Origin of the sequence: Micromonospora sp. CPCC 205539 (genome assembly GCF_036906815.1) — a bacterium.
Taxonomy (GTDB): domain Bacteria; phylum Actinomycetota; class Actinomycetes; order Mycobacteriales; family Micromonosporaceae; genus Micromonospora.
The window spans coordinates 12,407-35,078 of record NZ_JBAKHW010000004.1; the positions used below are offsets into that span (position 1 = coordinate 12,407).

Sequence of the window (22,672 nt, forward strand, 5' to 3'; positions counted from 1 at the left end):
CTGGTCCGGCGCGCGACGGGGGCCGGCCGGTAACGTGGCCGCGTGACCACCGAGACTGCCCCGCCCGCGGCGAAGCGGGTGCCCACCGAGCGCACCCACCACGGCGACACCGTCATCGACGAGTACACCTGGCTCGCCGCCAAGGACGACCCGGAGACGATCGCCTACCTGACCGCCGAGAACGCGTACACCGAGGAGCGCACGGCGCACCTGGAGGAGCTGCGCGCGGAGCTGTTCGAAGAGACCCGTCGGCGCACCCAGGAGACCGACCTGTCCGTGCCGACCCGCAAGGACGGGCACTGGTACTACACCCGCACGGTCGAGGGCCAGCAGTACGGCGTGCACTGCCGGCGCGCGGTCCGCGACTCCGAGACCGACCCGCCGGTGAGCGCCGACGGCGCCCCGCTCGACGGCGAGGAGGTGCTGCTCGACGGCAACCTGCTGGCCGAGGGGCACGATTTCTTCTCCCTGGGCGCCTTCGACGTGAGCCCGGACGGGCGCTGGCTGGCCTACTCCACCGACTTCTCCGGCGACGAGCGGTTCACCCTGCGGGTGAAGGACCTGACCACAGGTGAGCTGCTGCCGGACGAAATTCCGGACACGTTCTACGGCACCGCCTGGTCGGCCGACGCGTCGGTGCTGTTCTACGTGACCGTGGACGACGCCTGGCGGCCGAACCGGGTCTGGCGGCACACGGTCGGCTCGGCCGCCGCCGACGACGTCGTGGTGCACCAGGAGGACGACGAGCGGTTCTGGGTCGGCGTGGAGCTGACCCGGTCGGAGAAGTTCATCCTGATCGACATCCACAGCAAGGTCACCAGCGAGGTGCTGGTGATCCCGGCCGGCAACCCGACCGGCGCCCCGGCCGTGATCGCGCCCCGCCGGCAGGGCGTCGAGTACGCCGTGGAGCACCACGGCCACCGCTTCCTGATCCTGCACAACGACGGCGCGGAGGACTTCGCGCTCGCGTACACCTCGGCCGACCTGCCGGGCGACTGGGTGCCGCTGATCGAGCACAGCGCGGGCACCCGACTGGAGGCGGTGGACGCCTTCGCGGACCACCTGGTGGTGTCGCTGCGTACCGACGGACTCACCGGGCTGCGGGTGCTGCCGGTCGGCGGCGGCGACGCGTACGACATCGACTTTCCCGAACCGCTGTACAGCGTCGGGCTGGACGCCAACCCCGAGTACCGCACCCGGCAGGTCCGGCTGCGCTACTCCTCGCTGGTCACCCCCGATTCGATCTACGACTACGACCTGGTGACCCGGCAGATGGTGCTGCGCAAGCAGAAGCCGGTGCTGCCCGGGCCGGACGGGCGGCCGTACGACCCGGCCGAGTACGAGCAGCACCGCGACTGGGCTCTCGCCGACGACGGCACTCGGGTGCCGATCTCGCTGGTCTGCCGGGTGGGCACCCCCCGGGACGGCTCGGCCCCCTGCGAGCTGTACGGCTACGGCTCGTACGAGGCCAGCATGGACCCGTGGTTCTCGGTGGCCCGACTGTCCCTGCTGGACCGGGGCGTGGTCTTCGCGGTGGCCCACACCCGCGGCGGTGGCGAGTTGGGCCGGCGCTGGTACGACCAGGGCAAGATGCTGGCCAAGAAGAACACCTTCACCGACTTCGTGGCGTGCGCCCAGCACCTCGTCAAGGCCGGCTGGACGGCCAGCGACCGGCTGGTCGCCCGGGGCGCCTCGGCCGGTGGCCTGCTGATGGGTGCGGTGGCCAACCTCGCGCCGGACGCGTTCACCGGGATCGTGGCGCAGGTGCCGTTCGTGGACGCGCTCACCTCGATCCTCGACCCGTCGTTGCCGCTCACCGTCACCGAGTGGGAGGAGTGGGGCAACCCGCTGGAGGACCCCGAGGTGTACGCGTACATGAAGTCCTACACGCCGTACGAGAACGTGGCATCGGTGGACTACCCGGCGATCCTCGCGGTGACCAGCCTCAACGACACCCGCGTGCTCTACTCCGAGCCGGCGAAGTGGATCGCCCGGCTGCGGTCGGTCGCCCCGACGGGCGACTACCTGCTCAAGACCGAGATGGGTGCCGGGCACGGCGGTCCGAGCGGCCGCTACGACGCCTGGCGCGAGGAAGCGTTCATCAACGCCTGGATCCTGGATCGCTTCAACCGCGCCTGACGCGCGGGCCGCGTGTCGGGGTGACCGGCACTGAAACCAGGAAGTAGTAGTCTCGGCCGTCGTCGAGGCCACTACTTCCTGGTTGTCGGCGCTTCCTGACCGTTGCTCGATCACCAGGCGGCACGCGTCTGGCCGGCCGGGCCGCCTAGACTTCCGGGGTGGATGACGTGGGCGGAGACCGGGACGGGTCGGGGATCGACGCGCCGCCGGGGGCAGCCCGCCGCATGTCCGCCTGGATGATCCTCGCGGTGGTGACTGCCGCCCTGCTCGTCTGTTGCTGTTCAGCGGCCGTCGGCCTGGTGATCGCCTGGTCCGCCGGCCTCTTTCACGCCGCGAGCTGACCGCCCGTCGTCAATCCGCCGGCGCAATTCACCCCACGACGCGGCACGCTTCTTTCGAGCGACGACTCGTCAATTGCGGTTAGCATTCACCACTGATTGCACGACCTGGGTGGCACCGCCAATTCGCATGGGCGCCGGACACGTCACGTCCGACGCCCCACGAACTGAGGAACTGACTACCGCGTCTGCCAGGTCGCATTGAAAGCGACGTGCCCGTTGTCGCACTTGGCGAAAGACGACCAGGTGCCGACACCCATCCACTCGCCGTACCGGTCGTAATCCGGGGCCCACGGCTTGTCACAACGCGTCTTTGCCCTGAACTGCCCGGTGCCGCCACTGCAGTAGGCGCCAGAGCCGTAGCCGACGGCGGTCGCCGAACAACCCGTCGGTGCGGCTTGGGCTGGCCCTGACACGCCCACGAGGACCGATGCCACAGCGGCAACCGAAAGCAATAACGCACGCTTTTTCATCTTTCCCTACCCCCGTATTGAGACAGCTATTAACGAGCGATTACGGGAATGTATCCGATCGCCAGGAGGCAGTCAAGACCGTCAATTACGGATGAATGTCGAGAAAGTCGAGCCATGTCTGAGTCCCGGTCGTCGAGGGACCCGCACGGCCATGATCACGTCATGACCGCCGAAGGTGGTCATGAGGCGGGGGGCCAGGTGGGATTACGGCCGGTGTAGGCCAGGAGGTGATGCAGGTCCCGAGGGTCCTCGGTGGTGGGAGTCGGGGCCGGGTCGGCGAAGACGCCCATTTTCCGGGCGGTCGGCGCCAGCTGCTCGACCAGCCCGTGCAACTCGGCCACCGCCTCCGGCGCGGGCCGGTACGGCTGGTCCGTGGCGACGGCGAGATCCCAGCCGTGCACGGTGAGGTCCAACAGTGCCATGCCACCGATGACGGTCTGTGGCATGCCCATGCCGGGCGACACACCCTCCAGGGTGGAGGGGTCGGACCAGGCGGTGATCAACCGGTCGGTCTCCGCCTCGAATCGGTCCCGCCAGCCGTCGACGAGGTGGTCGGGCTTCTCGGACCACTCGACCGACCGCTTCTCGGCCAGATCCTGGAAGTTCACCACCACCTCGAACAGGTGGTTGAGCAGGTCGCGGACCGCGTAGTCGCGGCACGGCGTGGGCAGGTCGAGCTGGTCGTCGGCGATGCCGCGCACCACGTCGACGGTTCGCGGCGCGGCCGCCGCCAGCAGATCGCTAGTCTGTGTGGTCATAGGGCCAGCGTATGAGGGTGGTCTTGAAGAAATGCGACAGCGACCGCGTGGCGACAGCCGGGGAATCCTGGACCCCGGGCGACTGCTGCGCGAGGTCAGGTTCCGTCGGCACCTGCCGGCGGAGTCGCTACGCCCCTGGGTCGAGCACTACTGGCTGATCGACTGGGCGTTGAGCGCACCCTTCGAGCAGCGGATCGTGCCGCACCCCGCGGTCAACCTGGTGTTCCGGCGCGACGGCGACGAGAGCCGAGACGACGACGGCGGCAGCGGCGGCGGCGGCGGGCAGGGGACCGGCGAGGTTGCCGGCGTGGGCCGCCACCTGTTTCGGATCACGCTGACCGGCACCGGCCGGGTCTGCGGGATCCAGTTCCGCCCGGGCGGCTTCCACCCGTTCTGGGGCCGATCCGTCGCCGAACTGACCGGTCGCCGGCTGCCGCTGCCCGCCGGCCGGCTCCCACAATTCGACCATCGGATCTGCGCGGGCACCGACGACGACCGTCGCCTCGCGCTGGATGCCCTGCTCACCGCCATGGCACCCGAGCCGGACCCGGTGGTCGACGAAGCCGTCCGGCTGGCCGAGGCGATCCGAACCGACCGTACGGTGCTACGGGTCGACGACTTCGCCGCGCAGCATGACCTCACGGTGCGCCGCCTGCAACGGCTCTTCACCGAGTACGTAGGGGTCGGCCCGAAGTGGGTGATCCGCCGCTACCGGCTCCAGGAGGCCGTCGAGCAGGCCGCCGGAGGCCCGCTGGCCTGGGCGGACCTCGCCGCCGACCTCGGCTACAGCGACCAGGCCCATCTCGTCCGCGACTTCACCGCGGTCGCTGGAGTGTCGCCCGCCGCGTACGCCCGATCGGTCCACTGAGGTCCGATGATCGACCCGGTATCGCTGATGTCGGGGCATCCCAGCGCGGCGGAAACCGCGACATCCCCGATCTCGAGTGGATTGAGGCCGCGGCAGGCGGCCAAGCGGCCCCGCTCAGCGGCGGCGCAGCACGACCACGGCCACGTCGTCCTGGATCTCCGGCGGGGCCAGCTCCATGAGCAGCCGGGAGCAGAACTGCTCCAGATCCTGGTCCACCGTGCCGCACACCGCGGCGATGGCGGCCAGCCCTTCGTCGATGGTGGCGTCCCGGCGCTCGATCAGCCCGTCGGTGTAGAACACCAGCGTGGCGCCGGCCGGCAGGACGAACTCCAGATCGGCCGGGCGGGGCGCACGGACACCGAGCAGCGGTGCCGAGTGCTGCACGAACTCCACCTTGCCGTCGAGGCTGAGCAGCGGCGGCAGGTGACCTGCGCTGGCCAACCGGATCCGCCCGGTCGGCGGGTGCAGCAGCAGCACGCAGAGCGTGGCGATCTCGGCCGGCAGCAGGGTCCGCATCAGCTCGTTGACCCGGTGCAGGATCTCGCCGGGTTGGTGCCCCTCGACCGCGTACGCCCGCACCGCGTGCCGTAGCTCGGCCATCACCGTCGCCGCGTGCAGCGAGTGGCCGGCCACGTCGCCGATCGCCAGCAGCAGGTGCCCGTCGAGCATCACCAGCTCGTAGAAGTCGCCACCCACCTCGGTCTGCGCGCTGGCCGGCTCGTAGCGCACCGCGAGATCCAGACCGGCCACCTCGGGTAGCCGGCGCGGGAGCAGGCTGCGCTGGAGGGTGACCGCGATCCGGTGCTCCTCGTCGAACGAGCGCTGGGCCTCCACCGCCGCCGCCACCGCCTGGGCCAACTGCTTCAGCACCGGGGTCCGGGCGGTCTGGGTGGCGGTCGGGACCACCACGTACAGCGGGGCGCGGTCCTCCCGCAACTTGGCGGCGGCCACCGTCACCGAGTCGCCGGCCGGCCAGTCGACCAGCCCCCAGCGCGCAGGCTCCTCCACCCGGACCGTGGCGCCGGTCGGCACCCCGGTGTCGTCCACCACCCACGGCACCACGGCGGCCTGCGCGCCCGGCCCGGTGCAGATCCCCGCGAGGCAGTCGCCGTCGAAGGTCTCGGCGACCACCGCCACCGGGCTCTTGAAGATCTGCGCGGCACCCTCCGCAGCGGCCTCCAACAGCCGGGCGAAGGTCGGTGCGGCGTGCACGGCCACCGTCGTGTCGGCCAGCACGAGCAGCCGTTCGGCGAGCAACTCGGCGCGCTGCCGGGCCTGGTAGTAGCGCAGCACCGCCCGGGTGGTGGCGATCAGCTCCTCCGGCTCGATGGGCTCAGCCAGGTAGGCGTCCGCGCCCCGGGTCAGCCCCTGGGCACGGTCGGCAACGTCCACGGCGTGCGCAGACACGTGGATCACCGGCATCGCCGGGTGCGCCGTCTTGATCCGTTCGCATACCTCGAAGCCGCTCATGTCGGGCAGGCGGACGTCGAGCACCACCAGGTCGATGCGGTCCACCTCGACCCGGGCCAGCGCCTCGGCGCCGCTCTCCGCCTCCAGCACGGTGAACCCCGCCCGGGTCAGCCAGCTGACCAGCAGGTAGCGCTTGGTGCGACTGTCATCGACCACCAGGATGGTCGCCGGGCCATGATCCATCGTCATCCACCGCCCACCGGCAGGGTGATTGTGAACGTACTGCCCTGGCCCGGCTCGCTGGACAGCTCGAGCGTCCCGCCGAGCAGCGTCACGAGACGCTGGGCGTACGGCAGGCCGAGGCCGGTGCCGCCGACCCGGGTGGCTCCCGGCACCTGGTAGAACTCCTCGAAGATCCGTTCGTGCAGCTCGGGTGCGATGCCCGGCCCGGTGTCGCTCACCGTGAAGCTCCACCGGTCGTCCCGCTGCCGGGCCGCCAGCCGCACCTCGCCGCGCTCGGTGAACTTCAACCCGTTGTGCAGCAGGTTGCGCAGCACCTGGCCGAGCAGCACCTCATCGGTGCGCAGCACGGCCGGCGCGGGCGGCTCCTCCACCACCAGCGCCACCTCAGAGCCGGTGGCCAGCGCGCGCAGCGTGCCGCGCAGCTGACCGAAGACCGGGCGCAGGTCGACCTCGGCCCAGTCTGGTTCGATCCGGCCCGACTCCGCCTTGGCGAGGTCCAGCAGGTCGTTGACCAGACCGAGCAGATCCGTCGCCGAGGAGCGGATCAGATCGACCTGTTGACTCTGCTCGTCGGTCAGCGGGTCGGAGGCGGGGTCGGTGAGCAGCCGCCCCAACCCGATGATCGCGGTGACCGGGGCGCGCAACTCATGGCTCACATTGGCCAGGAACCGGCTCTTGGATTCGCTCGCCGCGCGCAGCTGGGCCGACTTCTCGTCCAGCTCGGCGTAGAGGGCGACCACACCCCGGTTGGTCTCCTCCAACTCCTCGGTGAGCTGGTTGTAGAGCGCCAGCACCCCGTGGTTGGTCTCGGCCAGTTCCTCGTTCAGCACGGCCAGCTCGTCGCGGTGGCTGCGCGCCTCGTCGAGCGCCGCGATGAGCTGCCCGTTCTGCGCGGTCAGCTCGTCCAAGGCGCTGGACGGCGCGATGCGGCCGAGTTCAGCACGGAACTCGGCGAGCCGCTCCGGGGTCGGCGTCGGCGCGTTGGCCGGGACTCGTCGGGACATCCTTACGACCGTAACCCCCTCAACGGTCGACGCGCTCAGTGTGTCGACCAGTCGGGACACCGCGCCGGACTGCGGCTCGTATCGGCCGTCCGGCAGGGCGGCCACCGGCGCCAGGTCGGCGCGCAGGTGGAAGCGGCCGTCGATGCCCGTGTGGACGTGGAAGGAAATGTCCGCGCCGCCGGCCAGTCTCAACAGATCGCGGGCCACCTCACTGAGCGCGGTGGCGATCCGGATCTGGTCCTGATGTTCCAGACCGACCACCGCGGCCACCTCGCGGCCCCGCTGACGGATCACGAAGATGTCCTGCTCGACCCGCAGCGCCATCTGCAGCAACGGCAGCTCGCCCGGCCCGCCGGTCATTCCCAGGACCTCGCAACCAGCACGCAGGCGTCGTCGCGGCGTATCCCGGCGTCGCGCAGTAAGGTCGCCGCCATCACCAGCGGGGACCGTTCGAGCAGGCCCGGATAGTCGGTCAGCTTCCAGCGGTCGACCACTCCGTCGCTGTGCATCACCAGCCGGGCGCCCGGGCCGAACGGGTAGTCGTACTCCCGGACCGTCGGGCGATGGTGCCCGGCGATGCCCGGCAGCGACACCAGCCCTCGGCGCTTTCCATCACCCTCGACCACCACGCCGGAAATGTTGCCCAGACCGGCATAGCGCAGCACACCGTCCGCTGGCACCAGCTCAGCGACCGCCAGCGCGGCGCCACGGGTATGCGACATGGACCTGTGCAGGTGGCCGACCACCGTCGCCGGTGGACCGGCCGGTGCGGAACGGAACGCGGCCAGCGCAGCCTCGGTGGCGGCGGCGGCCAGCGGGCCGTGCCCCAGGCCATCGCTGACCAGCAGCTGGTGCCGCCCCTCGATGACCCGGACGGCGTACCCGTCACCGCTGACCGTCTCACCGGCCAGCGGCCGGGTGAGGGCACCGGCCCAGGACGGCGCAGCCGGCGCGTCCGGCCAGACCTGCACGGCGAGGACGGTGCCCCGGCCGGAGAGCGAGTATCCGTCGAACCAGCTGGCCTGGCGGACGATGGCGCCCAGGCCGATGCCGAGCGTGCCAGCCGTGGAGTGACCGTCCTGCGAGGAGACCGTCAGGTCGGCCATGCCGGGCCCCGAGTCGATGGCCACCAGCTCCACGCCGGCCTCACCGGCGCGGCGTACCGGGCGGAGCAGCAGGACGCCCTCGTCGGCGTGCTTGACCAGGTTGCTGGCCAGCTCGGCGGCGACGATAGCCAGGTCAGCCGTGCGGGGCTCACCCAACCCCAACTGCTCGCCGAGGCGTTCGGCGGCGCGCCGGACGGCGCTGGCCGCGCTGCCGGCCTCCACCCGGAACCAGATACCGCTGTCGGTGACCGCGTCCCCGTTCACCGGGACCACTTGGTGACCGTGATCCGGGTGCCGCTCTCCGCCGATGTCTCGATCTCGAACTCGTCGACGAGTCGCCGGGCACCGCTGAGCCCGAGGCCGAGCCCACCGCCGGTGGTGTAGCCGTCGGTGAGAGCCAGGTCGAGGTCGGGGATGCCGGGCCCGGAGTCGGCGAAGACGATCCGTAGGCCCTTGCGCCGACCGTTGTCCACGGTCGCCACCTCCACCGCGCCGCCACCGCCGTACACCAGGGTGTTGCGGGCCAGCTCACTCGCGGCAGTGACCACCTTGGTCTGGTCGACCAGGGAGAGTTTGACGGCGACCGCCACCGTACGGACCATCTGCCGGACCCGCACCACGTCCTGGTCGCTCCGGATCGCCTGCGCCTGTGGCTGGCCCAGGTCGATACCCGCGGTCATGACGTGGCCGTCTCGGCGTCCGGATCGTCGTCGAGCTGGTCGTCGAGCTCGTTGCCGCGGCTCGCGGCGATGAGCTCCATGCCGCGCTCGACGTTCAGCGCGGTACGGATGCCGTTCAGCGACAACCCCAGCTCGACCAGGGTGATGGCGACGGCTGGACGCATCCCGACCACCACCGTCTCCGCGTCGAGCACCTTGGAGATCGACGCGATGGTGGAGAGCATCCGCCCGACGAACGAGTCGACGATGTCCAACGCGGTGATGTCGATGATGACGCCGTGGCAGCCGGTGTCGACGATCCGCTCGGCGAGGTCGTCCTGGAGCTGGACCGCGGTCTGGTCGGACATGTCGAGCTGGATGGAGACGAGCAGGATGTCGCCGATCTTGAGAATCGGCACCCGTTCCATCAGACGTCCCGACGGGGTTGCCGGCGGGCGGTCTCCACCCCGGTCAGCCGCAGCACGTGACGCAGGGCGTCGGCGAGGCTGGCCTTCGTGGCGATGTCGCCGAACTCGATGCCGAGGGCGACGATGGTCTGGGCGATCTGCGGGCGGATGCCGGAGATGATGCAGTCGGCGCCCATCAGCCGGGCTGCCACCACGGTCTTGAGGATGTGCTGGGCGACCTGGGTGTCCACCGCCGGAACGCCGGTGATGTCGATGATCGCGTACGGCGAGCCGGTGTCGACCAGCGTCTGCAGCAGCCGCTCCATCACCACCTGGGCCCGCGCCGAGTCCAGGGTGCCGACCAGCGGGACCGCGACCACGCCGTCCCAGAGCTTGACCACCGGGGTGGAGAGCTCGAGCAACTGCTCGGCCTGGTCGGCGATCAGGCTCTCCCGGGTGCGTACGAAGCTCTCGAAGGTGAACAGGCCCATCTCGTCGACCAGCCTGGAGAACGCGACGTAGTCGGGCAGCGCGGTGGCGCCGCCGGCCTCCTGCACCAGCTCGGCCAGCACCTCTTTGAGCGCGAAGACACTGATCGCGGTCTCGGTGGCGGAGAAGCCCTGTCGGGCCCGGCCCCGGGACAGATCGGAGAGCGCGGCGCGCAGTTCGACGGCGTTCTCGGCGGGCAGGTCGATGATGCCTTGCTCACCGGCGGTGACGATGGCGTTGTGCAGATCCTGAACCTGCCGGCGCAGCTCCGCCTGACTCAGCCGGCCACGCAACGAACTGGCGACGATCTCGGTCCACCGCTGGGTGACCCGTTCGGCGTGCCCGCTCAGCAGCGCAGCGAGTCGACCACTTTCCTCGGCGCTCAACGCCATTGCCAAACCCCCCTCGACCTGGACCGGGCCGGACTCTATCACCGGGGACCGACCAACTACTTGCCGCAGAGCAACGGAATGACGGTGGCCACCGGATCCCGGCTCCCGTTCCACGCACGAGCCCGATAGTGGGATACCGTTCCCCCGATAACAGGAGGTCTGGCGAATGTCCTTGACGGTGCACACGGAACAGCGCGGCGACGTGGTCGTCGTGTCGGTCGCGGGCGAGCTGGATATGGCGACCGCACCGCAGTTGCAGGACCAGATCACCGACCTGCTCGACAAGGGCCGTTGCCGGCTGGTGTTCGATCTGGCGGACGTCTCGTTCTGCGACTCGACCGGTCTGTCGGTCTTCGTCCGCGCCAAGAACAGCTGCGACGAGGCCGGCGGCGTGGTGCGGTTGGCCGCCCCGCAGCGGGGGGTGCTGCGCATCCTCGAGGTGAGTGGCCTCGTCGAGGTGCTGCACACCTACCCGACGGTGGATCAGGCCGTCGCCGGCGAACCGACTCCGGCCTCCTCCTGACCGCAGGCGCTCGTCACTCGTCCTCCACGAAGCGGGGGCGAGCGATCGCCATGCCCGCCGCCGTCTGCACGGCCAGCGCGACCAGCAGGAATCCGATCGGCGCGGTCCAGCCGCCGGTCGCCTCGTAGAGGATGCCGACCAGCATCGGCCCGAGGGCAGCGATCAGGTACCCGGTGCTCTGCGCGAACGCGGAGAGCGCGACGGTCCCCTCGGCGGTGCGGGCGCGCAGGCCGATGGCCAGCAGGATCAGCGGGAAGGCGCCCTGGCCGATCGCCAACAGCAGCACCCACAGCAGCGCGGCGCCGCGCGGGGCGAACGCCAACCCCAGGTAGGCCAGCGTCGACGAGGTGGTCAGCCCGAGCACCAACGGACGCAGGCTGGGCAGTCGGCTGGCCAGGGTGGGCATCAGCAGCGCGATCGGCACACCGAGCGCGGTCACCCCGGCAAGCAGGAGCCCGGCCGACTCCGGCTGGTAGCCGGCGTCCCGGAACAGTTGGGCCAGCCACCCCATGATCGCGTACCCGCTGAGCGACTGCGCCCCGAAGTAGACCGCCATCGCCCACCCCAGCCGGGTCCGCGCCGGCCGGACCCGTGCGGGCGCGGCGACGGCCACCGTCGGGGTCGCCCGCCGCGCGGCCGCCCGGGTCCGCAGAGCCAGCGGCACCCACGGGAGTACGGCCACCGCGGCCATCACGGCCCAGATGCCGAGCCCGGCACGCCAGGACCCGAAGGCGTGCGCGATCGGCACCGCGGTGGCGGCAGCCACCGTCGTGCCTGCGGTCAACGCCATCGTGTACGCCCCGGTGACCAGGCCGGCGCGGTGCGGGAAGTGTTGTTTGACCAGCATCGGCAGCAGGATGTTCGCGACCGCGATGCCGCCCAGCGCCAGCGCGCTGGTGAGCAGGAAGACCCAGGTCGAGTCGGTGACGACCCGGAGGACCTGACCGGCGGCGAGGGCGAGCATGCCGACCAGCAGCAGCCGGGCCGGCGCGACCCGGCGGACCAGCCACGGGGTGAGCGCGCCGACGCCCGCGAACGCGATGGTCGGCAGGGTGGTGACCAGGCCGGCGGTGGTTCCGGAGAGCCCCAGTCCGTCGCGAACCTCGTCGAGCAGGGCGCCGAGGCTCGTCACCACCGCGCGCAGGTTGAGCGCGACCAGCAGCATTCCGACCAGCACCAGCGCGCCACCGGTGGCCGGCCGGCCCGACGTGGGCCGCGAATCGGCCTCGGCGGTCGGCACGGGTACGGCGGAGGGCGTGGGCAGCGCCGGAGCGGCGGTCGGTGGCGGGGTCATGACGTCTAACCTACAATCATGGGATGAATTCTGGCCGAGTCCTGTAACCAATGCCACCGTCGGTAAATTCCGCCTCCGCGCCGCCCGTGCCACCCCGTGGGCACCGCGTCCGGCAGACGATTGAGCAGCTCCGGGCCCGGATCCTGGGCGGCGAATGGCCGGTCGGCGGGCGCATCCCCACCGAGCCCCAGCTCGTCGCCGCACTGGGCGTCGGGCGGAACACCGTCCGTGAGGCGATCCGCGCTCTGGTGCACGCCGGAGTGCTGGAGCCACGCCAGGGCTCCGGCACCTACGTGGTGTCCACCGACGAGCTGGCGCCGGTGGTGGCCCGCCGCCTCGGCGACGACCGGATGACCGAGGTCATCGAGGTTCGGCGCGCCCTGGAGGTGGAGGCGGCCCGGCTCGCCGCGCTGCGGCGTACCCCGGAGGACCTGGCGGCGCTCGACGGCGCGCTCGCCGAACGGGAGGCGGCCTGGCGCGACGGCGGGGTCGCCGTGTTCGTCGAGGCGGACGCGGCGCTGCACACCGCGGTGGTCGCCGCCGCCCACAACCCCATGCTCGCCGAGCTATACGCCTCGCTCGGCGCCGCACTGCGCAGCACGCTCGCCCAGGCGACGGGGGGCGCGCTCACGCCCGAGCGGTACGTCGACCACACCCGGCTGGTCGAGGCGATCCGGGCCGGCGATCCGGCACTGGCGACCATCGAGGCCGGGGCTTTTCTGGAGGCCCCTCCCGGGGCATAGGTTGTGCCGGACGGAAAAGCGGACACCTCGGGAGTGCGGATGCTCAAGGGTTTCAAAGACTTCATCATGCGCGGCAACGTCGTCGACCTGGCGGTCGGTGTCGTCATCGGCGCCGCGTTCACAGGCGTGGTCACCCAACTCACCAAGTCGTTCCTCGAACCGCTCGTTCGCGTGATCATCGTGCTGATCACCGGCAACAAGGACGGGCTCAGCGGCTCGACGCCGGAGTTTCGCGGGATCCCATTCGACTGGGTGGCCTTCGTCAACGCGACGATCACCTTCCTACTCACCGCGATGGCGCTCTACTTCCTGGTCGTCTACCCGATGAACCGGCTGGCCGAGCGGCGCAAGCGGGGCGAGGAGCCGCCGCCCTCGGCGCCGAGCGAGGAGGTCAAGCTGCTCACCGAGATCCGGGACGCGCTGGTCTCCGCCGGCCACACCACCCCGGTCCAGCAGCGCGGGGCGCTGGACGACGTGCTGGGCCGCCGCACCGAGCCGCCGTCGCCGCGCTGACCGACGATGCACATCGGCCCCTGCGGGATTCCCGCAGGGGCCGCGCACTCTCGTACGTGTGTTCGATAGAGTCCCGCCATGGAGCAGCGGAAGCACTGGTGGAACGGGAAATGGGGGCGGCTGGCCCGGCGGGACGTCTTCCTCCGGGTGGACGCCGACCGGTGGCACGTCGAGCAGCGGGCCGGCGGCGCCGAAGGGATCTCCCGGTTCTATGAGTACGGCAGTGCGGACGACGCCGAGGAGACGGTTCGGGCGCTGCTCGACGGCCCGGACACCTGGCGGGAGCTGTCGCCGCGCCCACGGAGCGTTTGATCCGGCGCCGACCAGGGAACCGCGCCAGGATGGAGCAGCAGGGCACCGACAAGCAGACGACCATCTCCCGGGTCACCACCGGCATGCCGGTGATCGACGCCGCCGGCACCGAGGTCGGGACCGTGGACCTCGTCCAGCGGGGTGACCCGAACGCGGTGACCGTGCAGACGCCGACCGCCGACCCGGGCAGCAGTCTGGATGAGCTGATCGAGGCGACCGCCGTCGACGAGCCCGAGGTGCCGGCCGATGTGGCGGCGCGGCTGCTGCACGGCGGCTACCTGAAGGTCTCGACCGAGCTGACCCGCACCGGCGCGGTCTACGTACCGGCCGACCGGATCGGGTCGGTGGCCGACGGCCGGGTCCGCCTCGCGGTCGGCGTCGCGGATCTGCCACCCGAGGAGTGACCGCTCCCGATCAATGATGTCGGGGTGTCCGGTCGGCGGAAGAGCAGCAGCATCAGGCAGCCGGCGACCAGCCCCCAGAACGCGCCACCCACGCCGATCAGCGCGACCCCGGAGGCGGTCACCACGAAGGTGACCACGGCGGCCTCGCGGGTGGTCGGGTCGGTCACCGCCGAGGCGAGCGCGGTGGCCAGCGCGCCCAGTAGGGCCAGCCCGGCGACCGCCTCGATGAGGATCGGCGGGGCGACCGCGACCAGCGCGGTCGCCACCCCGGCGCCCAGCCCGAGCAGGGCCAGGCCGACACCGGCGGTGACCGAGGCGACCCACCGACGCTCCGGGTCCGGGTGCGCGTCGGGACCGGCGGCCAGTGCGGCGGTGATCGCCGCCAGGTTCACCGCATGCCCGCCGGCCGGGGCGGCCAGCAGGCTGGCCAGCCCGGTGGCCCGCAGCGCGGCGCCGAACGGCGGGCGGTAGCCGTAGCCGACCAGCACCGCCATGCCGGGCACGTTCTGCGCGGCCATCGTGACCAGGAAGAGCGGCACCGCGAGCCCGAGCAGCGCGGACGCGTTCCACGCCGGTGCGCTCAGGGTCACCGACGGGATCAGCGCCGCACCGGACAGGCCGGTCGGTGGCGCGGTCAACGCGATCGCCGCCACCGCCACCACCAGCGCGCCAGGCACCGCCCAGCGGCGGGCGAACCGGTGCAGCAACAGCCAGCCGAGCACCACCGGGCCGGCCACCGCGGGCAACTCGACCAGGGCGCGGACCGGCGCGGTGCACAGCGGCAGCAGCACCCCGGCGAGCATCGCCCCGGCCACCGGCTTCGGAATGGCGGCCACCGCTCGGCTGAGTGGCGGGAACAGCCCGGCGGCCACGATCAACAGGCCGGAGACGAGGAAAGCGCCCACCGCGACCGGCCACCCGCCCGGCGGCGGCCCGGTCGCCACCAGCAGCGCCGCGCCCGGTGTGGACCAGGCGACGCTCATCGGGACCCGGTGCCGCCAGCCCAGCCAGGCGGCGGCGAGGCCGCACGCCACGCAGAGCGCGAGCAGGCCGGACGCCGCCTGCGCGTCCGACGCGCCGACGGCCCGCAGACCGGCCAGCACAACGGTGAACGAGCTGGCGAACCCGACCAGCGCGGTCACCGCGCCGGCCAGCACCGGTTGTGCCCGTCCGGCCATCCCAGCCCTCCACATGTGTTCCGTTTACGGAACGACGACGTGTAGCACGATAGCCGGATGCCGCAGCCACCACCAGCCCGCCGACCGGGCCTCGACGTGGACCCCGCCATCGTCGGCCGCCGGGTCCGCGCCCTGCGGGAGGAGCGGGGCATCTCGCTGTCCAACCTGGCCCGGCTCGCCGGCATCGGAAAGGCCACCCTCTCCGGCCTGGAGCACGGCACCCGCAACCCGACCCTGGAGACGCTCTGGGCGGTCACCGCGCAGCTCGGCGTGCCGTTGACCGCCGTACTGGCCGAGCCCGCCGCCGCGCCCACCGTGCACGGCGCAGCGGTCAGCGCCACCCTGCTGGAGGTGTTCACCGACGCCGACGCGACCTACGAGCTGTACCGGATGCGGGTCGCCCCCGGGCCGGGGCAGCTCTCCCCCGCCCACCAGCCGGGGGTCACCGAGCACGTCACCGTCTTCGCCGGAGTGCTGTGCGCCGGTCCGGCCGACGCGCCGCTGACCGCCCCGGCCGGCGGTCACATCCGCTGGGTCTCGGACGTGCCACACAGCTACACGGCGGTCGGCGACGAGGAGGTCGCCGCGAGCCTGCTGCTGCGCTACCCGCGTGCCTGAGCCACGGCCCGGCGCGGCCCGGAACCGCTCAGCTGTCGACTGGAGCCGGGACCGGCGGCCGGTGCCGGACCGCCCAGAGCGCCACCTCGGTCCGCGACGCTGAGCCGGTCTTGCGCAGCAGGTTGGACACGTGCACGGTGACCGTCCGCACCGAGATGCCGAGCGCCTTCGCAACCTGCTTGTTGGACATCCCGTCGACCAGGCAGCCGAGCACCTCGACCTCCCGACCCGTCAGCTCCGGGTCGACCACCGACGCCCGGTCGACCGATGCCGCCGGAGGGCGCGGCCCGGGCAGCCGCCGCAGCAACGCGTCCGGCCCGTCACCGGCGTGCGCGGCCAGCAGCTCGGTCAACGTGTACGGGTTGCCGCCGGTGCGCCGCCAGACCGCGGTGACCAGCCGATCGGACGGGCTCGTGCCCTCGTACACCTGGGTCAGCACCTCGGCCACCTCGGCCGGGCGCAGCGGGCCGAGGTGCTGGCGGACGGCGCGGCGGACCCCGCAGAGCCGGGCCAGCGCACGGTGGGTCAGCTCCGGCACCACCGCGTCCGCGGCCGGACGGCTGGCGACCACCAGCAGGGCAGGCAGATCGGTGACGGTGGCCAACTCGCCGACCAGGTTGATACTGGCCGGATCGAGCGCGTGCAGGTCCTCCACCACCAGCACGGCCGGGCCGGCACCGATCAGCAGGCGGACGGTCCGCACAGCGAGGCGGAGCAGGGTGCCCGGCGCGTACCGCTCGCGGGGCGCGGTGGGCTGCTGGGCGAACCAGGCCAGCGCATCCGGCGGTAGGGCCAGGCGGCTCGTGTCGCGGCCGGTGAGCACGGCGGCCAGCCAGTCGTACGGTGCGGGGCCGTGCACGCGGGCGGCACCGGAGAGGATCACCGCGGGACGCGGTGTGAACGCGTCCACCGCTGCCGCGACCAGCAGACTCTTGCCCACTCCCGCCGCGCCGGTGATCACCGCCACGGTCGGTGCCGGGCGGCGGGCGGACGCCACGACGGACCAGGCCCGGTCGAGCTCGGCCAGCTCGCCGACGCGCCCGACCATGGACACCGGCATCATTCCTCAACCCTACGCAGTAGTGCGTAGAGACGGCGGCAGGGTGTTCTTGGCAAGCTTGACCCCATGACGCTGATCCTCCGCTCGGTCATCCTCAACGACATCGGACTGGTCCGGACCAACAACGAGGACTCCGCCCTCGCCGGTGACCGCCTGATCGCCGTCGCCGACGGCATGGGCGGACTGCCCGCGGGTGAGGTGGCGAGCGAGATCGTGATCCGGATCCTGGACGAGCTGGCCCCGCCGACCGACCCCGACGGAGCCGCCGACGCCCTACGTGCCGTGGTCAGCACGGCCAACCAGCGCATCCACGCCGCCATCACCGTCGACCCGGCCCGCGAGGGGATGGGCACCACGCTCACCGCGGCGCTGTTGGCCGGGGAGACGCTGGTGCTGGCCCAGGTCGGCGACTCCCGCTGCTACCTGCTGCGCGACGGGGAGTTGACCCAGCTCACCCGGGACGACACCTTCGTCCAGGCGCTGGTCGACCAGGGCACGCTCTCGCCGGAGCAGGCCCGCTACCACCCGCAGCGGTCCCTGGTGACCCGGGCCGTGCAGGGCGCCGACACCCCGCCGGCGGTCGGCGTGCTCACCGTGGTGCCCGGCGACCGGCTGTTGCTGTGCAGCGACGGGCTCTCCGACTACGTCGAGGACGAGTCGATCGCGGCGGCGCTCAGCATGTACGCCGACCGCCAGCAGTGTGGCGAGCAGTTGGTCAAGCTCGCCCACCACGCCGGCGCGCCGGACAACGTCACGGTCGTCGTCTCCGACGTCGTCACCCGCTGACCGGTGTCGTGGATCCGGCCAATCCGGTTGCTCCGCGCAGCACGGCAGGTTGAGATGGGCGGATGACCATCCGCCAGGTGACCGCCGACGAACGCCTGACCACCAGCTTTCCGCTGGCCGCCTACGCCTTCGAGTCGTCGCCCCTCGGTGCCGCGCGGACGGAGGAGTTCCGCGACTACCTGCCCTACCAGGAGGGCAACCGGACGCTGATCGTCGAGGAGGACGGCAGCACCCGGGCCGCCGCCTCGGCGATCCCCATGCGGCAGAACCTGCGCGGGATCGTCCTGCCGATGGCCGGCGTCGCCGGGGTGGCCACCCATCCGCTGGCTCGCCGGCAGGGGCATGTCCGGACGCTGCTGCACCAGCTTCTCGACGAGATGCGCGACGAAGGGCATCCGCTCAGCACGCTCTACCCGTTCCGGCCCAGCTTCTACGCCCGATTCGGGTATGTCGGCCTGCCCAAGCCGCGAACGGTCACCTTCAGCCCGGCCGACCTGGGGTCGTTGGTCCGGGTCGAGCTGCCCGGCGAGGTGAGCTGGGAGCGGATCGGCGGCGGCTATCCCACGTGGCGTGCGTTCACCGAAGGTTGCCTCGAGGAACGGCACGGCTTCTCGATCTTCCCGGACTACCGGGCGGTCGGGCTGCGCGATCGGGACGAGTGCTGGCTGCTCACCGCCCGGGTGGGCGGCGAGGTCACCGGCGCGGTGACGTACCGGATCGACGACCACGGCGGCACGCTGCTCGGCAACGAGCTGCTGGTCACCGACCCGCTCGCCCGGACGCTGCTGTTGCAGTTCTTCGCCCGGCACGTCGACCAGGTCGAACGCGTCACCGTCCAGGTCCCCCCGGACGAGCTGCCGGAGCTGTGGCTCACCGACCTGGACGTCCACATCGAGGCGCGGGTCGGCCGGCCGGGCAGGTCCGCCCCGATGGCCCGGCTGCTGTCGCTGGACGCGCTGAACGGGCTGCCCGCCGGGCCGGGCCGGGTGCGGATCGAGCTGACCGGGGACCGATGGCTGGCCGGCAACCACCTGCTGGACGGGACCGCCGGCGCACTGGAACTGGCCTCCGGCGCCAGCGACCGGGTGCCGACCGCCACGCTCACCGCCGCCGGGCTGTCCGCTCTCGCGTACGGGGTGCTGGATCCGGCCGAGCTGCCACTGCGCGGGCTGGGCGAGGTGCCGGTGGACGCCGCGGCGGAGCTCCGCAGCATCTTCCCCCGCCGGGTGCCGTACCTCTTCGCCGACTTCTGAGCCTTCCTCACGCCCGGGTTTGTCGCCTCGGTGAGGGTGGGTACGGTTCCGCGAATGCCAGAGTGGTTGCAGGCGGGTGGGTGGGGGCTGCTGGCCGGATCGGCCCTGCTGGTCGGGGCGGCGGCCGGCTGGTTCGCCCGGGTGCCACAGCGCGTCACCGCGTCGATCATGGCGTTCGGGGCGGGCGTGCTGCTCTCCGCCGTGTCGTTCGAGTTGATCGCCGAGGCGCACGCGCAGGGCGGGCTGCTGCCCACCGCGCTCGGGGCCGCCGGTGGCGCGGTCGCCTACACCCTGGCCAACGTGGCTCTCGCCCGGCACGGCGCACGACACCGGAAGCGGTCCGGCGATCAGCAGCCCTCCGAGGACGAGCAGCCCGGGTCCGGGTCGGCGCTCGCCGTCGGCGCGCTGCTCGACGGCATCCCGGAGTCGGTGGTGATCGGCGCGAGCCTGCTCGCCGGCGGCACGGTCAGCTTGGTGACGGTGACAGCGGTCTTCCTCAGCAACGTCCCGGAGGGCCTGTCCAGCGCGGCCGGCATGCGCCAGGCCGGCCGGACCCGGCGGTACGTCTTCCTGCTCTGGACCGGGATCGCGCTGCTCAGCGGGGCGGCGGCGCTGCTCGGCAACACCCTGCTGGGTGGCGCTCCACCGGAGGTGCTGGCCGGCATCACGGCGCTGGCCGCCGGCGCGATCCTCGCGATGATCACCGACACCATGGTTCCCGAGGCGTTCGAGGACGCGCACCTGCTGGTCGGCCTGATCACGGTCGCCGGTTTCCTGACCGCGTTCGCCCTCTCCCACGCCTGACCACCGGTCACCGCGTCTTAGCAGCGCATTAAGCCGGCATGGCGGATTCGTCGTCGCGGCGTCGCGGCTCCTAGCATCACGGGGTGCGCATGACGTCGCTTGTCGCCCTGCTCGTCCTCGGTGTCGCCACCGCGACCCTGCCCGCCTGCGGCACCAACGACCCGGCAGCGGCTCCGTCGCAGTCCGCCGAGCCGGGAGCCCTGCCGACCGGTGATGAGGGCGTCACGCCCGCAGGCCGGGACGGCCTCGGCGGCCCCGGGGCCAGCGCGACCCCGAAGCCGACCACCCCGGCCGGTAAGGCGCTGGCGGCCGGCAACCCGAACGGCCACGCCACCGTGCCGGCGGAGGCACGGGCGGTGGACACGTCCAAGCCGTCCCGGACCATCGGCACCGGCACCCCGGCGAGCTGCACCTCCGCGGCGGTGGTGAAGGCCGTCGCGGCCGGCGGCATCATCACGTTCAACTGCGGGCCGGCCCCGGTGACGATCAAGATGGCCGCCACCGCGAAGGTCCGCAACGCCAACGGGCCGAAGGTCGTGCTCGACGGCGGCGGGCGGGTCACGCTGAGCGGTCAGGGGCAGCGCCGCATCCTCTACATGAACACCTGCGACGAGGCCCAGGGCTGGACCACCTCGCACTGCCAGAACCAGGACCACCCGCAGCTCACCGTGCAGAACCTGACCTTCGCCGACGGCAACTCGACCGGGGACGCGGCCAAGGAGGGCGGTGGGGCGATCTTCGTCCGCGGTGGGCGGCTCAAGGTGGTCAACTCACGCTTCGTCCGTAACCGCTGCGACCGGACCGGTCCCGACCTGGGTGGCGCGGCCATCCGGGTGCTGAGCCAGTACGAGAACAAGCCGGTGTACGTCGTCAGCAGCACCTTCGGCGGCGCCTCCGGCCAGGGCGGCTCGTGCTCCAACGGGGGCGCGCTGAGCAGCATCGGTGTCTCCTGGGTGGTGCTGAACAGCGTGCTCAGCCACAACGAGGCGATCGGCAGCGGCGCCAACCCGGCGAAGTCCGGCACGCCCGGCGGCGGCAGCGGCGGCGCGATCTACTGCGACGGCAACGAGTTCACCGTACGGATCGCCGGCACCGTCATCGAGAACAACAAGGCCAACGAGGGCGGTGGCGCGATCTTCTTCGTGAGCAACAACCGCACCGGCACGATGACGATCGAGAAGTCCACCCTGCGCCGCAACCCGAGCGGCAAGTTCGAGACGCGCGGCTTCCCCGGCATCTTCTTCCTCGGCGCCCGCAACCCCACCGTCACCGGCTCCAAACTGAGCTGACCCCAGGCCGCGCTGGCGCACCGCCCGCACCGCTCCGCCCGCTCCGCACCGTCTTTGCTTCGGTGATCAAGAGGTTTCGGTCACGGAAGCGGGTCTGATTGACCGAAACCTCTTGATCACCGAGTGCTGGCCGGGCGGGAGCGTGGGTTCGGGCCGGGCGGGAGCGTGGGTGCGGGCCGGACGGGAGCCCGAGTGCGGGGTGCTTGCCGGGCGGGAACGTGGGTGGGGCGGGTGCTGAGCCGCGCGTACCTCAGTAGGGGTTGCCTTCGCCGGCGGGGCGGGCGCGGAGCAGGCCGGCCGGGCGGCCGGGCAGGTTCGGCGCACCGGACATCGGCGGGCTGCCGGTGTGGTGCCCGCCGGCCATCCCGGCGATGAGTTCCTTGAGCGCGGTGAGCGCGTCCACCTGCGGCCGCCAGCCCAGCTCGGTCTCGGCACGCTCACTCGACATGAGCGGCGCGTTCAGGCCCAGCTCCACCCAGCCCGCGTCGACCGGTTGCAGCCGCGCCCGCCAGGTCAGCGCCGCCGCCACCCGCAGCACCGGCGCGGCGACCGGCACCGTCCAGCCGTGGAAGTGCTGGGCCACCAGCTCCGGCGTGAGCACCGGGTCCGCGGCGACGTTGAAGGCGCCGCGCGCATCACCCAGAACCGCCCGGGCGTACGCGTCGGCCACGTCGTCGGCGTGCACCGCCTGCATCCGCAGCCGCCGGTTGGTGGGCACCAGTGGAATCCGGCCGAAACGGAGCAGCCGTACCGGTGCCAGTGGGCCGAGGAAGTAGCGGGTGATCTCCACCCCGGCGTGCCGCTGGAAGATCAACCCGGGCCGCAGCCGCACCACCCGGACCGCGGGGTGGTCCGCCTCGATCCGGTCCAGCATGGCTTCCACCTCGGCCTTGTGCTCGCTGTACGACGAGCCGGACACTCCGGTGGCCGGCCAGCGCTCGCTGACCGGGTGATCCTTCGGGCCGGGCGCGTAGGTGCCGACCGAGGAGGCGTACACCAGCGCCGGCACGCCCGCCCGGACCACCGCGTCGAACACGGCTCGGCTGCCCTCGACGTTGGTCCGGCGCAGCACCCGCTGGTCGTGGCTCGGCTGGATCTGCCACGCCAGGTGCACCACCGCGTCGGCACCCGCGAACACCTCGGCGAGCTTCCCAGCCGCATCCGGGCAACCGATGTCGCAGGAGTGCCACTGCACCTGGTCGTACGGCTCACCTGCGTCCGGGCCGGGCAGCCGCCGGACGACCCCGGCCAACTCCACGTCCCGTTCCCGCCGCAGCCGCCGCAGCACCGCGGTACCGACGTTGCCGCTCGCGCCCACCACCACGATCCGCATGTCTGACCCCGTACCCGCCCAGCCGCCCGTCAACCCGCCCCACGCCGCCCCGCAATGCGCGGGCTTGCGCGGCTCGCGCGGGCCGGGCGGGATCGGGCGGGGCCGGGCGGGGCCGGGCGGGGTCGCGCGGGCTTGATCCACTCGACATCCAGGAAGTGGGGGTATCCGGGCGAGTGGGATACCCCCATGTCCCTGAAGCCGAGTGGATCACCAGGATGGGCCACGCCGGGGCAGGCATCGACAGCCGGGCGGAAGCCGAGAGCCGTCGGCGGGCGG

The 22,672-nt window shown here is 72.1% G+C and carries 24 protein-coding genes; 13 read left to right on the forward strand and 11 right to left on the reverse strand.

Going from position 1 to position 22,672, the window contains the following annotated elements; all coding sequences use genetic code 11:
• The first annotated feature begins 42 nt into the window (after positions 1-42).
• Positions 43-2,139: a S9 family peptidase gene (locus V6V47_RS04315; protein WP_334626647.1), complete on the forward strand. Its 2,097-nt coding sequence runs from the start codon at positions 43-45 to the stop codon at positions 2,137-2,139.
• A 158-nt stretch (positions 2,140-2,297) separates the two neighbouring features.
• Positions 2,298-2,480, forward strand: coding sequence for a hypothetical protein (locus V6V47_RS04320; RefSeq protein ID WP_334626648.1), 183 nt, complete (start codon positions 2,298-2,300; stop codon positions 2,478-2,480).
• A gap of 649 nt (positions 2,481-3,129) precedes the next feature.
• On the opposite strand, the gene V6V47_RS04325 is transcribed toward V6V47_RS04320, so the two are convergent.
• Positions 3,130-3,708, reverse strand: coding sequence for a TIGR03086 family metal-binding protein (locus V6V47_RS04325; protein ID WP_334626649.1), 579 nt, complete (start codon positions 3,706-3,708; stop codon positions 3,130-3,132).
• Between the two features lie 31 nt (positions 3,709-3,739).
• On the opposite strand from V6V47_RS04325, the gene V6V47_RS04330 reads away from it, so the two are divergent.
• The gene (locus V6V47_RS04330) at positions 3,740-4,576 is read left to right on the forward strand and encodes an AraC family transcriptional regulator (protein WP_334626650.1); all 837 of its coding nucleotides are present in this window, start codon (positions 3,740-3,742) and stop codon (positions 4,574-4,576) included.
• Positions 4,577-4,690: 114 nt separating this feature from the next.
• Here the strand turns inward: V6V47_RS04330 and V6V47_RS04335 are convergent, their stop codons facing one another.
• From V6V47_RS04335 to V6V47_RS04360, 6 genes are read right to left on the reverse strand one after another with little or no spacing between them, the layout of a single operon-like run.
• Positions 4,691-6,229: a SpoIIE family protein phosphatase gene (locus V6V47_RS04335; RefSeq protein ID WP_442934188.1), complete on the reverse strand. Its 1,539-nt coding sequence runs from the start codon at positions 6,227-6,229 to the stop codon at positions 4,691-4,693.
• A gap of 2 nt (positions 6,230-6,231) precedes the next feature.
• Positions 6,232-7,593, reverse strand: coding sequence for an ATP-binding protein (locus V6V47_RS04340; RefSeq protein ID WP_334626652.1), 1,362 nt, complete (start codon positions 7,591-7,593; stop codon positions 6,232-6,234).
• Positions 7,590-8,603, reverse strand: coding sequence for a SpoIIE family protein phosphatase (locus V6V47_RS04345; RefSeq protein WP_334626653.1), 1,014 nt, complete (start codon positions 8,601-8,603; stop codon positions 7,590-7,592). Before V6V47_RS04345 ends, V6V47_RS04340 begins: the two co-directional genes overlap by 4 nt.
• Positions 8,600-9,019 (reverse strand): ATP-binding protein, encoded by a 420-nt coding sequence (locus tag V6V47_RS04350; protein ID WP_334626654.1) that lies wholly within the window; start codon positions 9,017-9,019, stop codon positions 8,600-8,602. The genes V6V47_RS04345 and V6V47_RS04350 overlap by 4 nt, the downstream gene beginning before the upstream one ends.
• On the reverse strand, positions 9,016-9,426 hold the full coding sequence (locus V6V47_RS04355; protein WP_334626655.1) for an STAS domain-containing protein: 411 nt from the start codon (positions 9,424-9,426) through the stop codon (positions 9,016-9,018). The genes V6V47_RS04350 and V6V47_RS04355 overlap by 4 nt, the downstream gene beginning before the upstream one ends.
• Positions 9,426-10,286, reverse strand: a complete 861-nt coding sequence (locus tag V6V47_RS04360) for an STAS domain-containing protein (RefSeq protein WP_334626657.1) — start codon at positions 10,284-10,286, stop codon at positions 9,426-9,428. Before V6V47_RS04360 ends, V6V47_RS04355 begins: the two co-directional genes overlap by 1 nt.
• A 166-nt stretch (positions 10,287-10,452) precedes the next feature.
• On the opposite strand from V6V47_RS04360, the gene V6V47_RS04365 reads away from it, so the two are divergent.
• Positions 10,453-10,809 carry an anti-sigma factor antagonist gene (locus V6V47_RS04365; RefSeq protein ID WP_334626658.1) on the forward strand — a complete coding sequence of 119 codons (357 nt, stop codon included), beginning with the start codon at positions 10,453-10,455 and terminating at the stop codon, positions 10,807-10,809.
• Between the two features lie 13 nt (positions 10,810-10,822).
• On the opposite strand, the gene V6V47_RS04370 is transcribed toward V6V47_RS04365, so the two are convergent.
• Complete coding sequence (locus V6V47_RS04370; protein ID WP_442934183.1) at positions 10,823-12,103, reverse strand: MFS transporter; 1,281 nt, start codon at positions 12,101-12,103, stop codon at positions 10,823-10,825.
• Between the two features lie 50 nt (positions 12,104-12,153).
• Here V6V47_RS04370 and V6V47_RS04375 point away from each other — a divergent pair, with 50 nt between their 5' ends.
• The 4 genes from V6V47_RS04375 (at position 12,154) to V6V47_RS04390 (ending at position 14,075) form a co-directional block, all read left to right on the forward strand.
• The gene (locus V6V47_RS04375; protein ID WP_334626659.1) at positions 12,154-12,846 is read left to right on the forward strand and encodes a FadR/GntR family transcriptional regulator; all 693 of its coding nucleotides are present in this window, start codon (positions 12,154-12,156) and stop codon (positions 12,844-12,846) included.
• Positions 12,847-12,885: 39 nt separating this feature from the next.
• The gene (mscL, locus tag V6V47_RS04380) at positions 12,886-13,359 is read left to right on the forward strand and encodes a large conductance mechanosensitive channel protein MscL (protein ID WP_334626660.1); all 474 of its coding nucleotides are present in this window, start codon (positions 12,886-12,888) and stop codon (positions 13,357-13,359) included.
• 78 nt (positions 13,360-13,437) lie between these two features.
• Positions 13,438-13,671: a hypothetical protein gene (locus V6V47_RS04385; RefSeq protein WP_334626661.1), complete on the forward strand. Its 234-nt coding sequence runs from the start codon at positions 13,438-13,440 to the stop codon at positions 13,669-13,671.
• A 29-nt stretch (positions 13,672-13,700) separates the two neighbouring features.
• The gene (locus V6V47_RS04390; protein ID WP_334626662.1) at positions 13,701-14,075 is read left to right on the forward strand and encodes a hypothetical protein; all 375 of its coding nucleotides are present in this window, start codon (positions 13,701-13,703) and stop codon (positions 14,073-14,075) included.
• Here the strand turns inward: V6V47_RS04390 and V6V47_RS04395 are convergent.
• On the reverse strand, positions 13,988-15,253 hold the full coding sequence (locus tag V6V47_RS04395; RefSeq protein ID WP_334626663.1) for a benzoate/H(+) symporter BenE family transporter: 1,266 nt from the start codon (positions 15,251-15,253) through the stop codon (positions 13,988-13,990). The two genes, V6V47_RS04390 and V6V47_RS04395, sit on opposite strands and share 88 nt — an antisense overlap.
• Positions 15,254-15,310: 57 nt before the next feature.
• Between V6V47_RS04395 and V6V47_RS04400 the strand changes: the two genes are divergently transcribed.
• Complete coding sequence (locus V6V47_RS04400; protein ID WP_334626664.1) at positions 15,311-15,871, forward strand: helix-turn-helix domain-containing protein; 561 nt, start codon at positions 15,311-15,313, stop codon at positions 15,869-15,871.
• 28 nt (positions 15,872-15,899) lie between these two features.
• Here the strand turns inward: V6V47_RS04400 and V6V47_RS04405 are convergent, their stop codons facing one another.
• Complete coding sequence (locus tag V6V47_RS04405; RefSeq protein ID WP_334626665.1) at positions 15,900-16,934, reverse strand: helix-turn-helix domain-containing protein; 1,035 nt, start codon at positions 16,932-16,934, stop codon at positions 15,900-15,902.
• 63 nt (positions 16,935-16,997) lie between these two features.
• Between V6V47_RS04405 and V6V47_RS04410 the strand changes: the two genes are divergently transcribed.
• The 4 genes from V6V47_RS04410 to V6V47_RS04425 all read left to right on the forward strand — a co-directional run bounded on the left by V6V47_RS04410 (position 16,998) and on the right by V6V47_RS04425 (position 21,063).
• Positions 16,998-17,717, forward strand: a complete 720-nt coding sequence (locus tag V6V47_RS04410) for a PP2C family protein-serine/threonine phosphatase (RefSeq protein WP_334626666.1) — start codon at positions 16,998-17,000, stop codon at positions 17,715-17,717.
• A gap of 62 nt (positions 17,718-17,779) precedes the next feature.
• Positions 17,780-18,970, forward strand: a complete 1,191-nt coding sequence (locus V6V47_RS04415; protein ID WP_334626667.1) for a GNAT family N-acetyltransferase — start codon at positions 17,780-17,782, stop codon at positions 18,968-18,970.
• A 54-nt stretch (positions 18,971-19,024) separates the two neighbouring features.
• Entirely contained in the window at positions 19,025-19,774 is a 750-nt protein-coding gene (locus V6V47_RS04420; RefSeq protein WP_334626668.1) for a ZIP family metal transporter, read from the forward strand.
• 89 nt (positions 19,775-19,863) lie between these two features.
• On the forward strand, positions 19,864-21,063 hold the full coding sequence (locus V6V47_RS04425) for a hypothetical protein (RefSeq protein WP_334627060.1): 1,200 nt from the start codon (positions 19,864-19,866) through the stop codon (positions 21,061-21,063).
• A gap of 250 nt (positions 21,064-21,313) precedes the next feature.
• Here V6V47_RS04425 and V6V47_RS04430 read toward each other — a convergent pair whose 3' ends face one another.
• Complete coding sequence (locus V6V47_RS04430) at positions 21,314-22,396, reverse strand: NAD-dependent epimerase/dehydratase family protein (RefSeq protein ID WP_334626669.1); 1,083 nt, start codon at positions 22,394-22,396, stop codon at positions 21,314-21,316.
• Positions 22,397-22,672 lie beyond the last annotated feature (276 nt).

Coding starts and splice junctions, on each gene's coding strand:
- V6V47_RS04420 (WP_334626668.1), top strand. CDS start 19,025: ATGCCAGAGTGGTTGCAGGCGGGTGGGTGGGGGCTGCTGGCCGGATCG.
- V6V47_RS04325 (WP_334626649.1), bottom strand. CDS start 3,708: ATGACCACACAGACTAGCGATCTGCTGGCGGCGGCCGCGCCGCGAACC.
- V6V47_RS04400 (WP_334626664.1), top strand. CDS start 15,311: ATGCCGCAGCCACCACCAGCCCGCCGACCGGGCCTCGACGTGGACCCC.
- V6V47_RS04430 (WP_334626669.1), bottom strand. CDS start 22,396: ATGCGGATCGTGGTGGTGGGCGCGAGCGGCAACGTCGGTACCGCGGTG.
- V6V47_RS04385 (WP_334626661.1), top strand. CDS start 13,438: ATGGAGCAGCGGAAGCACTGGTGGAACGGGAAATGGGGGCGGCTGGCC.
- V6V47_RS04355 (WP_334626655.1), bottom strand. CDS start 9,426: ATGGAACGGGTGCCGATTCTCAAGATCGGCGACATCCTGCTCGTCTCC.
- V6V47_RS04370 (WP_442934183.1), bottom strand. CDS start 12,103: ATGACCCCGCCACCGACCGCCGCTCCGGCGCTGCCCACGCCCTCCGCC.
- V6V47_RS04340 (WP_334626652.1), bottom strand. CDS start 7,593: ATGACCGGCGGGCCGGGCGAGCTGCCGTTGCTGCAGATGGCGCTGCGG.
- V6V47_RS04390 (WP_334626662.1), top strand. CDS start 13,701: ATGGAGCAGCAGGGCACCGACAAGCAGACGACCATCTCCCGGGTCACC.
- V6V47_RS04365 (WP_334626658.1), top strand. CDS start 10,453: ATGTCCTTGACGGTGCACACGGAACAGCGCGGCGACGTGGTCGTCGTG.
- V6V47_RS04410 (WP_334626666.1), top strand. CDS start 16,998: ATGACGCTGATCCTCCGCTCGGTCATCCTCAACGACATCGGACTGGTC.
- mscL (WP_334626660.1), top strand. CDS start 12,886: ATGCTCAAGGGTTTCAAAGACTTCATCATGCGCGGCAACGTCGTCGAC.
- V6V47_RS04415 (WP_334626667.1), top strand. CDS start 17,780: ATGACCATCCGCCAGGTGACCGCCGACGAACGCCTGACCACCAGCTTT.
- V6V47_RS04360 (WP_334626657.1), bottom strand. CDS start 10,286: ATGGCGTTGAGCGCCGAGGAAAGTGGTCGACTCGCTGCGCTGCTGAGC.
- V6V47_RS04425 (WP_334627060.1), top strand. CDS start 19,864: ATGACGTCGCTTGTCGCCCTGCTCGTCCTCGGTGTCGCCACCGCGACC.
- V6V47_RS04350 (WP_334626654.1), bottom strand. CDS start 9,019: ATGACCGCGGGTATCGACCTGGGCCAGCCACAGGCGCAGGCGATCCGG.
- V6V47_RS04330 (WP_334626650.1), top strand. CDS start 3,740: ATGCGACAGCGACCGCGTGGCGACAGCCGGGGAATCCTGGACCCCGGG.
- V6V47_RS04335 (WP_442934188.1), bottom strand. CDS start 6,229: ATGGATCATGGCCCGGCGACCATCCTGGTGGTCGATGACAGTCGCACC.
- V6V47_RS04375 (WP_334626659.1), top strand. CDS start 12,154: ATGCCACCGTCGGTAAATTCCGCCTCCGCGCCGCCCGTGCCACCCCGT.
- V6V47_RS04405 (WP_334626665.1), bottom strand. CDS start 16,934: ATGATGCCGGTGTCCATGGTCGGGCGCGTCGGCGAGCTGGCCGAGCTC.
- V6V47_RS04395 (WP_334626663.1), bottom strand. CDS start 15,253: ATGGCCGGACGGGCACAACCGGTGCTGGCCGGCGCGGTGACCGCGCTG.